Source organism: Priestia sp. 53B2 (genome assembly GCF_056099005.1).
Genome location: NZ_JBLZXA010000008.1, coordinates 301063 through 315879, shown reverse-complemented (window position 1 = coordinate 315879; position 14817 = coordinate 301063). Strand labels below are relative to the sequence as shown.

Genomic DNA, 14817 nt, shown 5'->3' with positions numbered 1-14817 from the left:
TTTTGTATATTTTTAATAAGGCACACAAAAACTGTAAAAGTGGAATTTTTTTTGGTTCAAGTATTGTACAAATAAGCAAATCATTAGTATGATAACATATGTACATAGTTTTGAAAGGAATGAAGAGTATGACACAACGTATTGAAGATCTTTCGATTGCAACAATTCGTACTTTATCAATCGATGCGATTGAAAAAGCAAATTCAGGTCACCCAGGTATGCCAATGGGAGCTGCTCCAATGGCATATACATTGTGGACAAAATTTATGAACATCAATCCAAAGAATCCAAACTGGTTCAACCGTGACCGCTTTGTATTATCAGCAGGACACGGATCGGCACTATTATACAGCTTGCTTCATTTAGCTGGATATGACTTATCAATTGAAGACCTTAAAAACTTCCGTCAATGGGGAAGTAAAACACCAGGTCATCCGGAGTTCGGTCATACAGCAGGTGTTGATGCAACAACTGGTCCACTAGGACAAGGTATTGCAATGGCTGTTGGTAAAGCAATGGCAGAACGTCATTTAGCTGAAACATACAACAAAGAAGGTTTAGAAATTGTAGACCACTTTACGTATGGTATTTGTGGTGACGGAGACTTAATGGAAGGTGTATCTGCTGAAGCAGCTTCATTAGCGGCACACTTAAAATTAGGACGTTTAGTTGTTTTATACGATTCAAATGATATTTCGTTAGACGGAGATTTAGATCGCTCGTTCTCTGAGAACGTAGAAGATCGTTTCAAAGCTTACGGATGGCAAGTAATCCGCGTTGAAGACGGCAATGACTTGACAGCGATTGCAAACGCAATTGAAGAAGCAAAAGGCGATTTAACACGCCCAACGCTAATTGAAGTAAAAACAACAATCGGATTTGGTTCTCCAAACCACGCGGGTACTTCTGGAGTGCACGGTTCTCCATTAGGTTCCGATGAAACAAAATTAACAAAAGAAGCTTATGCATGGACATTTGAAGAAGATTTCTATGTGCCAGAAGAAGTGTATGCTCACTTCAAAGCTACAATTGCTGAAGATGGCCAAAAGAAAGAAAACGAATGGAACGATGTATTTGCACAGTATAAAGAAAAATATCCTGAACTAGGTCGTCAATTTGAACTAGCAGTAGAAGGAAAGTTACCGGAAGGCTGGGAAGAAAAGCTTCCAGCATACGAAACGGGTTCAAGCCTAGCTAGCCGTGCTTCTTCTGGAGAAGTATTAAACGCAGTAGCACAAGCTGTACCTCAATTCTTCGGCGGTTCAGCTGACTTAGCTGGCTCAAATAAAACAATGATTAAAGGTTCAGAAGACTTCACTGCAGCTGATTACAGCGGACGTAATATCTGGTTCGGTGTACGTGAATTTGCAATGGGAGCTGCATTAAACGGTATGGCTCTACACGGCGGTGTAAAAGTATTCGGAGGAACATTCTTTGTATTCTCTGATTATCTTCGCCCAGCAATTCGCTTAGCAGCTTTAATGAAGCTTCCTGTAACATATGTATTTACACATGACAGTATCGCAGTTGGAGAAGACGGCCCAACACATGAGCCAATTGAACAATTGCCATCACTTCGTGCAATGCCAGGTCTTTCAGTGGTTCGTCCTGCAGATGCAAATGAAACAGCTGCTGCATGGCGCTTAGCATTAGAGTCAACTGACCGCCCAACGGCGCTTGTATTGACTCGTCAAAACTTGCCAACGCTTGAAGGTACAAAAGAAAATGCATACGAAGGCGTGTCTAAAGGTGCGTACGTTGTATCTAAAGCTGGTAAAGACCAAGCGGATGCATTAATACTTGCAACAGGCTCTGAAGTAAGCCTAGCAGTAGAAGCACAAAAAGCATTAGCTGCAGAAGGCATTGACGTATCTGTAGTAAGTATGCCTGCATGGGATCGTTTCGAAGAGCAATCTGCTGAGTACAAAGAAAGTGTTATCCCTAAATCAGTGAAAAAACGTTTAGGTATTGAAATGGCTTCTACACTTGGCTGGGAACGCTATGTTGGAGACGAAGGACAAGTTCTTGGTATTAATCACTTCGGTGCATCTGCTCCTGGTGAAACAATCATGAAAGAATTTGGTTTTACAGTTGAAAATGTAGTAGCAAAAGTGAAAAGCTTGCTTAATGCATAATTCTTTTTCATAAGAAAGAGCAGACCACAGGAGTCTGCTCTTTTTTTCGACAAAAAAACAAAGGAATTTTTTCATCGATAGACAAGCATTGCGTACACCATTCGGTATAATGGTACAAAAAAGAACGAGCCGAAAGGGAGGATGAATCGTGAGAACGTATGAAGTATATTTAATGGAGGAAGAAGTTGCATCATCCTATTTTCGAAGAGAAAAGCTCATTTATCAGCTGCTGATTGAATATAGAATGAAACGTCACTTGAATGAAACGCACTTACAAAAACAAGTTCATTACATTACTCGCCAACTGCCCATTTCATTTATTCAACGAGAATTGCTTCAGGCGTTTTCTCATTATCCTCATTTTTTTACTCATCAAGAGACGTTTGTGCTGGAATATCCTCATAAAAAAAGTCGAGCATCTATAAAATTAACGAATCGCTGTATAACAATTGAAGGAGATGGCAATGTTGATGCTGAGACAGCTTTTTTTGAAGTATTACGCAAGCTAGATCCTTGTTTTTTAGCAGTGAATTATGGAACGGATGAATACGGCTGGCTGAGGCCTGTGAAAACAAGAAAATTTGTGTAATTATTTAAGGAAATTGGAACGGAAATATTGTATAATAGCGTATGGTCTAGTACACTGTAAGTTAGACAACACGAAGGAGGAAGTAATACCATGGGAATGTATATTCTAGTTGGTGTTCTAGCATTAATTGTTGGGATAGCGCTAGGATTTTTCATTGCTCGTAAATATATGATGAGCTATCTGAAGAAAAATCCACCAATTAATGAACAAATGTTAAAAATGATGATGATGCAAATGGGCATGAAACCATCGCAGAAAAAAATTAACCAAATGATGAAAGCAATGAACGGCCAAATTAAATAATGGTTAATTGGACAGACACTCTCTATTCAGAAGGGTGTCTTTTGTTTTATGATAGATATAAGAAAATGGTTGTGGGGCTAGGGGGATACGATGAAAATTTTTCGAGAGTTATGGTGGTTTTTCAAACAGGAAAAAAAGTCTTACATAACGGGGGTAGCGCTGCTCATTATTGTGGCAGCATTAGAACTTCTTCCTCCTAAAATTATTGGTTTAACGGTAGATGGCATTAAAGAAGAGACGCTGAATAGAAAGCGCTTAATGCAGATGGTTGGCATTTTGCTAGGAGCTGCTGTTGTGGCTTATTTCACAAGGTACATATGGCGTATTATGATATTTGGTTCATCTGTTAAACTAGCCAAGCAGCTGAGAAATACCCTCTACACTCATTTTACCAAGATGAATCAGGCCTTTTATCAACGGCGGCGAATTGGGGATTTGATGGCTCATGCAACAAACGATATTCAAGCTATTCAACAAACTGCAGGTTCGGGCGTTTTGACACTCGTGGATTCCATTGTCACAGGAGGGCTTGTTCTATGCACAATGGCCCTTACAATCAGCTGGAAGTTAACGCTTATTTGCCTTATTCCTATGCCGCTTATGGCCGTTTTAACAAGTTACTACGGTACATTGCTTCATGCGCGGTTTCATCACGCACAAGCAGCATTTTCTACTTTAAATGATAAGGTTCAAGAAAGCATTAGCGGAATTAAAGTCATTAAGACGTTTGGGGAAGAAGCAGCTGATGTCGAAGAATTTCGCATTAAGTCTGCAGATGTTGTCCAAAAGAACATGAAAGTAGCCCGAGTAGATGCATTGTTTGATCCGACCATTTCGATTATTGTAGCACTTTCTTTTTTACTTGCTCTTATTTTTGGCAGCAAGATGGTTATTAGTGAAGAGTTAACACTGGGGCAGCTTGTTACCTTTACAACTTATTTGGGCCTTCTTATTTGGCCGATGCTCGCGTTTGGCTGGCTATTTAACATTGTAGAACGAGGAAGAGCATCATATGACAGGGTATTTTCTTTATTAAAAGAAGAAAATTCGATTGAAGAAGCAGCGCATCCTAGTGCTGAAATGCCAACAGGAAATATTGAAGCTGTTATTCATAGGTTTTCGTATGTTAAAGAAGACGAATATACGTTAAACGAAATTTATTTTACACTTTCTCGCGGTCAAACGTTAGGTATTGTCGGAAAGACGGGTGCTGGTAAAACCACGCTTTTAAAGCTGCTGCTTCGTGAATTTGATGTAAGTGACGGAGCTGTTTTATGGGGAGGAAAAGACATTAAAGACTATGCTTTTGATTCATTGTACAAAAGCATTGGATATGTTCCTCAAGATCACTTTTTGTTTTCAACAACAGTTGCTGATAATATCGCGTTTGGAAAAAGAGAAGCAAGCAATCAAGAAATTAAAGAAGCGGCTAAAGTTGCCAATGTACATAGAGACATCCTCGATTTTACAGATGGCTATCAAACAATAGTAGGTGAAAAAGGCGTTTCGTTATCGGGTGGACAAAAACAGCGTATCTCGATTGCAAGAGCTCTTTTATTAGATCCTGAGCTTTTAATTTTAGACGACTCGCTATCAGCGGTAGATGGAAAAACGGAAGCGGGTATTTTACAAGCGCTGAAGCAGAAACGTCAAAATCGAACAACGATTATTACAGCGCATCGGCTGAGCTCGGTTACTCATGCAGACATGATTCTTGTACTTGATAAAGGGAAAATTATTCAGCGAGGAACTCATGAAGAACTGCTTAGCGTGAGCGGCTGGTACCAGGATATGTACGATAGACAGCAGCTTGAACGTGCGGTAGAAGAAGGAGAGACGAAAAATGAAAATTGAGCATTCTTCGGTACATAAACGTCTATTTCGCTATACAATTCCGCATAAAAAATCATTTTTTTTAGCGTTCACACTATTATTAATTGCTACGGCTGCAGATTTATTAGGGCCCATTTTGATTAAAATTTTTATTGACGATTATTTAACTCCTAAGTACTTGCCTCTTCAGCCTCTTGTGTGGCTTGCAAGCAGTTATTTGCTTTTACAGCTTTTAAAAATTGTCGTTCAATACTTTCAGCTTCTGCAGTTTCAAAAAATTGCGCTTCAAATTATTCAGCAGATTCGAATTGACGTTTTTTCTCATGTTCATCGCCTGGCTCTTCGCTTTTTTGACAACACACCAACGGGAAGCCTGGTATCTCGAATTACAAATGACACGGAAGCCATGAAAGAAATGTTTGTGGAAGTCATTGCGGTTTTTATTCAAAATGGGGTATTTTTGATCGGTATTTTTATAGCCATGTTTATGCTAGATGTGAAGCTGGCTTTTTATTGTTTAGTTCTTCTCCCGTTCATTTGGGGACTTATGAAGCTTTATCAGCATTACAGCGCTATTTACTACGGACAGCTCCGAGAAAAGCTAAGTCAATTAAATGCCAAGCTTCATGAGTCTTTGCAAGGCATGTCTATTATTCAGTTATTTCGTCAAGAAAAGCGGCTGCGCTCGGAATTTGAAGAAATTAATGATGAGCATTACAAGGCGGGTATGCGCAATATTAAGTTAGATGGTTTGCTGCTGAGGCCGGCAGTCGAAATTCTTTACATTTTAGCCGTTATTCTTGTGCTCAGTTATTTTGGTATTTCTGTAGCTGACAGCCCTGTTAAAATTGGTGTTCTTTACGCGTTTATCAACTACTTGGATCGTTTTTTTGAACCTGTTAATGAAATGATGCAGCGTCTTTCTATGTATCAGCAAGCGATGGTATCAGCCTCTCGGGTATTTGACTTGATGGATGAAAAAGAAAAAAATCCAGTCATGACAGGAGAACAAAAGCAGGGGGTACAAAAAGGAACGGTAGAATTCAGAAACGTAACGTTTTCCTATGATGGTGTTCGAGATGTGCTTTCTGATATATCATTTACGGTAAACGAAGGAGAAACAGTGGCTTTAGTAGGCCATACTGGAAGCGGGAAAAGCTCCATCATTAATTTATTAATGCGTTTTTATGAGCAGCAAAAAGGAGACATTTTGATTGATAATAAACCGCTATCGTCTTTTTCAAATGAACAGCTTCGAGATGAGGTAGGGCTGGTGCTGCAAGATGCCTTTTTATTTGCCGATACCGTAAAGCGAAATATTACGCTGCATGAAGACCATTTTTCTGATGAACAAGTAAAAGCAGCGGCGAAATTTGTGCAAGCTCACGCATTTATCGAAGCACTTCCTAATAAGTATAATGAAGTGCTAGTGGAAAGAGGTTCGACTTTATCAAGCGGTCAGCGCCAGCTCTTAGCATTTGCAAGAACGGTGATTCGAAACCCTAAAATCCTTATTCTTGATGAAGCAACAGCGCACATTGATACAGAAACGGAAGAAGCGATTCAAGAAGTGTTAAGAGATATGGGAAAAGGCCGCACAACGATTGCGATTGCTCATCGCTTATCGACCATTCAACACGCCGACTGTATTTTAGTATTGCATAAAGGAAAAATCGTCGAAAAAGGAACGCACGCTGAACTGCTAAACAAATGCGGCTTGTACTATAATATGTATCAGCTTCAGCACAGTGAAAAAGAAGAGAATTTCAGCAAAGAAACAGGAGTAAAAGAGATTTATACAGAATTGATAGAGTGAAGGTAAAAAAAGAAACAACCTTCATGAAGAGGTTGTTTCTGTTGTTTGAGTAGGGAATTCATTGTAAACGTTTAATAAATGATCTAATTCTTGACTATGTTTAATAGCAGGTGGAGAGTTTAATCCACTTACTCGGACTATGCGGATGAGTTCTTCTCGTTTCTTTTCAATCGCTAATAGAATATCTTTTTTGGCCAATGCTATGTATCCCTTCTAACAAGTTGTTTACCTAATTATACAAGATAATGGTACTATTTGAAAGAAGTGAGATAAGACAATTTGGTTACAAAATGGTAACGAAAAAGAACAAAAAGAACAAAAAAGGGAAGTGGGAAATATGGGAGATTTAAATTTGTTTTTGGCATTTGGCGCGGGTTTTTTATCGTTTATTTCACCCTGCTGTTTGCCTTTGTACCCAGCTTTTTTATCGTACATAACGGGAGTGTCAGTTAGCGAGCTAAAGGAAGGCGCTAAGTCACATCAGCGCAAAGCTTTTATTCACACAGCTTTTTTTCTATTGGGGTTTTCTGTTATTTTCATTATGATTGGCTTTGCGACTTCTTTTATTGGTCAGTGGTTTTTTAACTATAAGGATTTAATTCGGCAGATTGGCGCTATTCTTATTATTTTCTTTGGTCTAGTTGTGCTAGGGATTTTTAAGCCTCGAATTCTTATGCAAGAACACAAGCTTAAATTTGCAAATAAGCCGGCTGGACTCTTAGGTTCTTCTTTTATTGGTATGGCTTTTGCTGCCGGCTGGACGCCGTGTACGGGCCCTATTTTAGTATCGGTTATGGCGCTTGCAGCGACAAACCCAGGCTCCGGTCTTTTGTACATGATAATTTATTCACTTGGGTTTTCTATTCCATTTTTTATTATGACGTTTTTTATTGGGAAAATGAACTGGTTAAAAAAACATATGAATTCCATGATGAAAGTTGGCGGATACGCAATGATTGGAATGGGATTTATTTTGTATTTTGACTGGATGACAAAAATTATTATTTATACAACGAGCGTATTCGGAGGGTTTACGGGCTTCTAAAAAGGGAAAATGATACAAAAAAGAATCTGGAAATTGGCAGATTCTTTTTATTTTTTAAAAGACAAAATAGTTACTTTCGCTCTTAGGAAATATACAAGAATATGATGTAAAAAAATATATAGAAAAAATTTATTTTTACTATATCTTCTATAAATACGGAGTGATACAATGAAATCGTCATATTTTTAATTGTTAAAAAGAGGTGTATAAATTGAAAGATATTTTGTTAATCTTGCTTTTGCAACTGATCTATGTACCGATCTTGACGCTGCGCACAATTTTTTTAGTCAAAGGTATGAGTATGTATGCCTCAGTGTTTGGATTTGTTGAAGCGTTAATTTATGTATTCGGCTTATCTCTTGTATTTTCAGGAGATCAAAGCACGCTTGCTATGGTTGTATATGCAGTTGGGTTTGGAGTGGGAATTATCCTTGGAAGTTATATCGAATCTAGACTTGCTATCGGATATACAACATTCTTAGTTAACCTTATGACCAAAAATGAAGAGTTGATTAACCGCCTTCGACAGGAAGGTTTTGGTGTTACTGTTTACCAAGGAGAAGGAAGAGACAGTGCACGCTATAGATTAGACATTTTAACAAAAAGAAGTAGAGAAGAAGAGCTATTAGCATTCATTGAAGAATATGAGCCTCGTGCTTTCATTATTTCATACGAGCCGCGTAAATTTAAAGGCGGGTTCTTACTTAAAGCAATGAAAAAGCAAAAACAAAAGCAAAAAGCAAAAGCAGATATCACCTCTACTAAATAAAAACAGAAGAGTTCCTCTTCTGTTTTTTGTTGCACTTTTACTTCTGATGTTTTTTGGATTATAATATAAGTAAACACTAAATTATAGTAAAGGAAGGATTTCATTGGTTATTGCTTCAACACTTGTCGCAATTTTTATGGCTTCTTTCATATTAGTTGTTCGAATGAAAGCTGCTGATAAACCAACGAATGCAAAAAAAATTATACTTCCGCCTTTTTTTATGAGTACGGGAGCGTTAATGTTTATCTTTCCAATGTTTCGAGTAACGGGTGCAGAACTGCTTGAGGCGTTAATAGCAGGCATGATTTTCTCAATCCTGTTAATTAAAACGTCTAAATTTGAAATTCGTGACGATCATATTTACTTGAAGCGTTCAAAAGCTTTTGCATTCATTATTATTGGTTTGCTTATTATTCGAATTGCAATGAAAATATATTTAAGTTCTTCAATTGATGTTGGCCAGCTTGGCGGTATGTTCTGGATTTTAGCATTTGGTATGATTGTACCTTGGCGCATTGCTATGTACACATCGTACAAAAAGCTCGAACGAAAGCTGCATAATGATCGTCTTGCTAATACAACGATATTAAACTAAAAAAGGTGGCTACGCAGCCACCTTTTTTGATTTAAAATAAATGCTGGTAGGGGACGGCATCTATCTTTTGCTTTTTTAATGTTTTTAATAAAAATTTATGATCACGTTTAGGCGTAGCTAAAATGTATCCACGTACGATTAAGTCTTCCGTTATAGAGGCTGCTTGTTCCTCAATTGCGAGTTCCCCAATTTTTCCCGCGATTTTTTGTTTAGCTACATCGCGAAATAGTTCAGGTACTGGTTCAACAAGAACGTTTAATAGCTGCTTTTGATCCGCTGACCAAAGATGGACGGTTTTGGAAAGATAGTGATCTTGCCAATCAAGCTCAGACATGCCGTCTTCTTTTGGTAAGCGCTTTAAAAATTTCCTGAACATAAAAAATCCGCCGATAGCAAACATGCTCATTAAAAAGACAACCCAAAATAAAATAACCCATAAAAACCAGCCCTCTAGCATATTTTTCGCTCCTTTATAAAGAGGTTAATCATAACATTACTATATTTATACATTTATTATAAAAGCCTTGTTCCTTTTATGGCAATATAAAATTCCTGCACTTTATGTAAGGTTGGAGTCTTTTTTGACTTATCAATAAGTTTATATAGACTTATTGATAAGTTAAATATCGTTAGAATTATCTAAAAATGCTTATTTTTCAGCTTTTTAAAAGTTGGCACGTTTTTTGCATATAAACTAATTGAAGAATTATTTAATATGAGAGGAAGATAAAAAATGAGTCAAACTTTTAGCAAAGTAGCAACAAATTTACCGGGAGAAAACGCAAAGCAATTATTAGATAGAAGACACCGTGCCATTCCGAAAGGTGTAAGTTATGGCATTCCGACATTTGCTGATACGGCTGAAGGGGCGATCGTTAAAGATGTCGATGGCAATACGTTTATTGATTTCGTAGGCGCAATTGGCACAATCAATGTAGGGCACAGTCATCCAAAAGTAAAAGAAGCGCTTCACAAACAAGTAGACCGTTTTATTCACACAGGATTTAACGTAATGATGTATGAGTCATACGTAGAGCTTGCAGAAAGATTAGCAACAATTGCACCTGGTGAATTTGACAAGAAAGTATTACTTTTAAATAGCGGAGCAGAAGCTGTAGAAAACGCAGTGAAAATTGCTCGTAAATATACAAAGCGTCAAGGAATTATTTCCTTTAACCGCGGTTTCCATGGCCGTACATTAATGACAATGACAATGACAAGTAAAGTAAAACCATATAAATATGAATTTGGACCGTTTGCTCCTGAAGTATACAAAGCTCCATATCCTTATGAGTATCGCCGTCCACAAGGATTATCAGTTGAAGCATACGAAGATTTCATGATTACAGAATTCAAAAACTTCTTAAATACAGAAGTAGCACCAGAAACGATTGCAGCTGTTGTAATGGAGCCGATTCAAGGTGAAGGTGGTTTCATTGTTCCAGGTAAACGTTTTGTGCAAGAAGTGTATCAATTATGTAAAGAGCACGGAATTTTATTTGTATCAGATGAAATTCAAGCAGGATTTGCACGTACAGGCCGCTACTTCGGTATTGAACATTTTGACGTTGAGCCTGATTTAATTACGGTATCAAAATCACTAGGAGCTGGCGTACCAATCAGCGGTGTCATTGGCCGTGCTGAAATCATGGATGAATCTAATCCTGGTGAGCTTGGCGGGACGTATTGTGGAAGTCCTCTTGGATGTGAAGCCGCCTTAGCTGTACTTGATATCATTGAAGAAGAAAAGCTAAACGAACGCGGTGAGTACCTTGGAAAAGTGGTAACATCACGATTTGAAAAACTAGCAGAAAAATATGACTGTATCGGTGATATTCGCGGATTAGGAGCGATGTCTGCGATTGAGCTTGTGAAAGACCGTGAAACAAAAGAAGCGGACAAAGAGCTTACACAGCGCATCGTAAAAGAAGCAAACAAACGTGGATTATTATTGCTTAGTGCAGGAGTATTTGGAAACGTTCTTCGTATCTTAATGCCGATTGTTATTACGGATGAGCAGCTAGAAGAAGGCTTAGCTATTTTTGAAGCAGCACTAGAAGCAAGCGTACAGCAAACGGTTGAAGTATAAGTGAAATTGTGGCATGAGTGAAGAGAGAACTCTTCACTCATTCTTCATGAATCACAAAAAATGGGTATGTTTGGACACTCTATTTATAGATTTTTCATTTTCTGATAAAATAAAATAATAATTATTTTTTGACGAAAAGGTGATTCAAATGACCATTCATAAAAAGCATATTCAGCAAATTAACGACGAACTTTACGATATATTTGAGTCATCATTTGATGAAATCTTTGTAACTGATGCAAATGGATATGTGTTAGTTGTAAATTCAGAGTGTGAAAAAAACTATGCTTTGAAAGTGGAAGATTTTATTGGAAAGCACGTAAAAGAACTGCAGGAAATGGGTATTTTTTATCCTTCGGCCACGCTAAAAGTGATTGAATCTAATCAAGCAATTGAATTGGTTCAAAAAACAAACTCCGGCCGGTATCTTCATGTGCGGACAAGGCCGGTATTTACAAACGACGGGCATTTAAAAAGCGTTATTAGCTATTCTCGGGATCTCACAGACTTAATGGAATTAAAACGAAAAGTAGAAGAGATGGAAGAACAGCTTGAAAACTATAAAAAAGAGTTAAACGAAGCAGTGGATTTAGAAGGCATCGTGACAAAAAGTGAAGCGATGAAAAAAGTTTTTTCAACCATTCAACGAGTTGCTTCTGTAAATACAACCGTTCTTTTACTTGGAGAAACAGGGGTAGGAAAAAGCAGAGTAGCAAAACTGCTTCACCAGCTTAGTACAAGAAAACAGCAGCCGTATCATGAGCTTAATTGTGCAGCGCTTCCTGAACAGCTTATTGAATCAGAGCTATTTGGCTATGAAGGCGGTACGTTCACTGGAGCATTTCGAGAAGGGAAAAAAGGAATCATTGAGCTTTCGAACGAAGGCACGCTTTTTCTAGATGAGATTGGTGAACTTTCTCTTTCAGCACAAAGTAAGTTGCTCCACGTGCTGCAAGACCGTACAATTCGTCCCGTGGGCTCAACAAGAGCAGTATCAATAGACGTACGAATTATTGCTGCTACGAATCAAAATCTAGAACGAATGGTGGAAGAAGGAAAGTTTAGACGTGATTTGTACTATCGACTTAATGTAGTGCCGATTACCATTCCTCCTTTACGAGAGCGAAAAGAAGATATTCTGCCGCTTGTCTATCAGTTTCTTCACCATTTTAATACGGTATATGAACGTAATGTACGTTTATCACCAAAGGCGTTAGATGCGTTTTTAGGACAAGAATGGAAAGGAAACGTTCGTGAAGTGGAAAATATCATTGAGCGTCTGGTTGTTACAGGGGAAGAAATGATTACGCTTAAAGATTTGCCTTTTGCAAAAGAGTTTGCTATCGATCCACCTGTGCATACGCTTCCTGAAATGATTGAACATGTGGAAAAAGAGATGGTCATAAAGGCGTTTGAACAGCATAGGTCATCTTACAAAGTAGCAGAACAGCTTGGTATTAGTCAATCACAAGCCAGTCGTAAAATTCGAAAGTACGTTTCGGACAGCACCGAACATTGAGTAGATAAATTTAAGCAGGGAGTGAAGAAATATGAAGCAAGCAAACTTATATATTAACGGAGAATTTGTTTCAGCAAATGATACATACGAAGTGGTGAATCCAGCAACAAATGAAGTAGTGGCTGCTGTTGCAAAAGGTGGAGAAAAAGAAGCGAAGCTAGCAGCAGATGCTGCCTATGAAGCGTTTCAAACATGGTCTAAAAAAACTGCAGAAGAGCGCGGTAAATTATTATTTAAATGGCATCAGCTGATTGAAGAACACACCGATGAACTTGCTGAAATAATGACAGTCGAGCAAGGCAAGCCTCTTAAAGAAGCAAAAGGTGAAATTGGCTATGCCAACGGATTCGTTTCATGGTACGCAGAAGAAGGCAAACGCATTTACGGAGAAACAATTCCAGCTTCTTCTCCTAATAAACGATTATTTGCTCATAAGCAGCCTGTGGGAGTCATGGCAGCTATTACGCCTTGGAACTTCCCGGCAGCTATGATTACACGTAAAGTAGCGCCAGCTTTAGCAGCTGGATGTACAGCGGTTATTAAACCGGCAGAACAAACGCCACTAACGGCTCTTCGTCTAGCAGAGCTGGCACAAGAAGCGGGTATTCCAAAAGGCGTAATCAATGTAGTTACGGGAGATGCAAAAGCGATTGGAGAAGCGTGGCTTCAAGATGGACGTGTACGTAAACTATCGTTTACGGGCTCTACAGAAGTAGGTAAACTGTTAATGCGCGGAGCAGCTGATACGGTTAAAAAAGTGTCTTTAGAATTAGGCGGACACGCTCCGTTTATCGTAACAGCAAATGCTGATTTAGATAAAGCAGTAACAAATGCAATTGCTTCTAAATTCCGTAACGCTGGTCAAACATGCGTATGTACAAACCGCATCTACGTGCACGAGTCTATTGCTAAACCGTTCGCAGAGCAGTTTGCAGCGGCTGTTAGTCAGCTGAAAGTCGGAAACGGCTTAGAAGAAGGTACGGATATCGGACCTCTAATCGATGAAAAAGCGTTAGAAAAAGTAAAGCGCCACTTAGACGATGTTGTAGCAAAAGGTGGAAACGTCTTAACTGGAGGGGCTGTACGCGAAGAGGGAAGCGGACTGTTTGTTGAACCTACGGTTGTAGATGGTGCAACGGACGATATGCTTTGTATGTACGAGGAAACATTCGGGCCAATTGCTCCAATTGCGACGTATCAAACAGAAGAAGAAGTTATTCGCCGTGCAAATAACTCGCCTTACGGATTAGCAGCCTATGTGTTCACTGAAAATATTTCAGAAGCTATTCGTATTGCTGAAGCTTTAGAATATGGTATTGTAGGGCTAAATGATGGACTGCCTTCTACACCACAAGCGCCGTTTGGCGGCTTTAAAGAAAGTGGACTTGGACGTGAAGGCGGACATTACGGAATTGAAGAATATTTAGAAGTAAAATATATTTCTTTAGGCTTTTAACAAAAAGTGATTTCGCTTTCCTGCGAAATCACTTTTTTAGTAATAGTACACGTGGGGGATTTGTGCATGTATGGATTGGAAATTCATGAATGAAAAACAAAATTCTTCTAGAGTACAGCATTCGAGATCTTCGCAATCGTGAGAGTTAAAAAAATCTTCAAGTATAGTTACCTCCACGTCTTTAAATAACCAGTGGCGTTCAACATCTTCGAAATTGCCGCGATAAACCTCACTTAACCCATAGAAGTCGAATATATCTTCTAGCTGCTTCTGTTGCATAGCCATCCCTCCTCTTCCTAGTATAAGAAAAAGAAAGAGATATTAAACAAGCCGTCATACTACTTTGTTTTTTTTATAAAATCTCGTATAGTTAATAGTAATGACAAGCAAAGGAGTTTCGGTATGTTTACATATATCACGTTATTTGGTTTTCTTGGATTCGCTGTGTATTCGAGTACGTGGATTTATTCTATTGTCAAAAAAGATGGAAGAGCAAAGAAAAATGGAAAGGGTACTCTTATTAGTTTTCTTGTGATGCTTATCGGGTTAGTCGGTCTGCAGCTTACGTAATCATAGATTATTTTGACATTTTTACCACCTTCACTTATAGTTAACGTTGGGCGAACATATGTGTGATTTTGATCACAGTGCTTGCCTTAAGTTGAAAA

The 14817-nt window shown here is 38.4% G+C and carries 15 protein-coding genes; 12 read left to right on the top strand and 3 right to left on the bottom strand.

Annotated elements, in window-relative coordinates:
- The first annotated feature begins 128 nt into the window (after positions 1-128).
- The 5 genes from tkt to ACN6NE_RS04990 all read left to right on the top strand — a co-directional run bounded on the left by tkt (position 129) and on the right by ACN6NE_RS04990 (position 6676).
- Entirely contained in the window at positions 129-2135 is a 2007-nt protein-coding gene (gene tkt, locus ACN6NE_RS05010) for a transketolase (RefSeq protein WP_129704375.1), read from the top strand.
- Positions 2136-2283: 148 nt separating this feature from the next.
- Positions 2284-2724: a sporulation inhibitor of replication protein SirA gene (sirA, locus tag ACN6NE_RS05005; protein WP_050689597.1), complete on the top strand. Its 441-nt coding sequence runs from the start codon at positions 2284-2286 to the stop codon at positions 2722-2724.
- A gap of 90 nt (positions 2725-2814) precedes the next feature.
- Entirely contained in the window at positions 2815-3027 is a 213-nt protein-coding gene (locus tag ACN6NE_RS05000; RefSeq protein WP_013058772.1) for a YneF family protein, read from the top strand.
- A 90-nt stretch (positions 3028-3117) separates the two neighbouring features.
- The gene (locus tag ACN6NE_RS04995; RefSeq protein ID WP_474324767.1) at positions 3118-4881 is read left to right on the top strand and encodes an ABC transporter transmembrane domain-containing protein; all 1764 of its coding nucleotides are present in this window, start codon (positions 3118-3120) and stop codon (positions 4879-4881) included.
- Positions 4871-6676: an ABC transporter ATP-binding protein gene (locus tag ACN6NE_RS04990; RefSeq protein WP_474324765.1), complete on the top strand. Its 1806-nt coding sequence runs from the start codon at positions 4871-4873 to the stop codon at positions 6674-6676. Before ACN6NE_RS04995 ends, ACN6NE_RS04990 begins: the two co-directional genes overlap by 11 nt.
- A gap of 21 nt (positions 6677-6697) precedes the next feature.
- On the opposite strand, the gene ACN6NE_RS04985 is transcribed toward ACN6NE_RS04990, so the two are convergent.
- A complete protein-coding gene (locus tag ACN6NE_RS04985; protein WP_013058769.1) occupies positions 6698-6874 on the bottom strand; it encodes an aspartyl-phosphate phosphatase Spo0E family protein in 177 nt (58 codons plus the stop codon).
- A 139-nt stretch (positions 6875-7013) separates the two neighbouring features.
- Between ACN6NE_RS04985 and ACN6NE_RS04980 the strand changes: the two genes are divergently transcribed.
- From ACN6NE_RS04980 to ACN6NE_RS04970, 3 genes are all read left to right on the top strand, one after another.
- On the top strand, positions 7014-7721 hold the full coding sequence (locus ACN6NE_RS04980; RefSeq protein ID WP_129704369.1) for a cytochrome c biogenesis CcdA family protein: 708 nt from the start codon (positions 7014-7016) through the stop codon (positions 7719-7721).
- 211 nt (positions 7722-7932) lie between these two features.
- Complete coding sequence (locus tag ACN6NE_RS04975; protein WP_013058767.1) at positions 7933-8490, top strand: DUF2179 domain-containing protein; 558 nt, start codon at positions 7933-7935, stop codon at positions 8488-8490.
- A 103-nt stretch (positions 8491-8593) separates the two neighbouring features.
- Complete coding sequence (locus ACN6NE_RS04970) at positions 8594-9085, top strand: CcdC family protein (protein WP_013058766.1); 492 nt, start codon at positions 8594-8596, stop codon at positions 9083-9085.
- Between the two features lie 31 nt (positions 9086-9116).
- On the opposite strand, the gene ACN6NE_RS04965 is transcribed toward ACN6NE_RS04970, so the two are convergent.
- Positions 9117-9542: a DUF2621 domain-containing protein gene (locus ACN6NE_RS04965; protein WP_013058765.1), complete on the bottom strand. Its 426-nt coding sequence runs from the start codon at positions 9540-9542 to the stop codon at positions 9117-9119.
- Between the two features lie 276 nt (positions 9543-9818).
- Between ACN6NE_RS04965 and gabT the strand changes: the two genes are divergently transcribed.
- The 3 genes from gabT (at position 9819) to ACN6NE_RS04950 (ending at position 14149) form a co-directional block, all read left to right on the top strand.
- Positions 9819-11174 carry a 4-aminobutyrate--2-oxoglutarate transaminase gene (gabT, locus tag ACN6NE_RS04960; RefSeq protein ID WP_129704367.1) on the top strand — a complete coding sequence of 452 codons (1356 nt, stop codon included), beginning with the start codon at positions 9819-9821 and terminating at the stop codon, positions 11172-11174.
- A gap of 148 nt (positions 11175-11322) precedes the next feature.
- Positions 11323-12693 (top strand): sigma-54 interaction domain-containing protein, encoded by a 1371-nt coding sequence (locus ACN6NE_RS04955; protein ID WP_129704365.1) that lies wholly within the window; start codon positions 11323-11325, stop codon positions 12691-12693.
- Positions 12694-12724: 31 nt separating this feature from the next.
- Positions 12725-14149 (top strand): NAD-dependent succinate-semialdehyde dehydrogenase, encoded by a 1425-nt coding sequence (locus ACN6NE_RS04950; protein ID WP_013084712.1) that lies wholly within the window; start codon positions 12725-12727, stop codon positions 14147-14149.
- 36 nt (positions 14150-14185) lie between these two features.
- On the opposite strand, the gene ACN6NE_RS04945 is transcribed toward ACN6NE_RS04950, so the two are convergent.
- Positions 14186-14428 carry a hypothetical protein gene (locus ACN6NE_RS04945; protein WP_474324760.1) on the bottom strand — a complete coding sequence of 81 codons (243 nt, stop codon included), beginning with the start codon at positions 14426-14428 and terminating at the stop codon, positions 14186-14188.
- A gap of 123 nt (positions 14429-14551) precedes the next feature.
- Between ACN6NE_RS04945 and ACN6NE_RS04940 the strand changes: the two genes are divergently transcribed.
- Positions 14552-14719, top strand: a complete 168-nt coding sequence (locus ACN6NE_RS04940; protein ID WP_014458527.1) for a hypothetical protein — start codon at positions 14552-14554, stop codon at positions 14717-14719.
- The last annotated feature ends 98 nt before the right edge of the window (positions 14720-14817 follow it).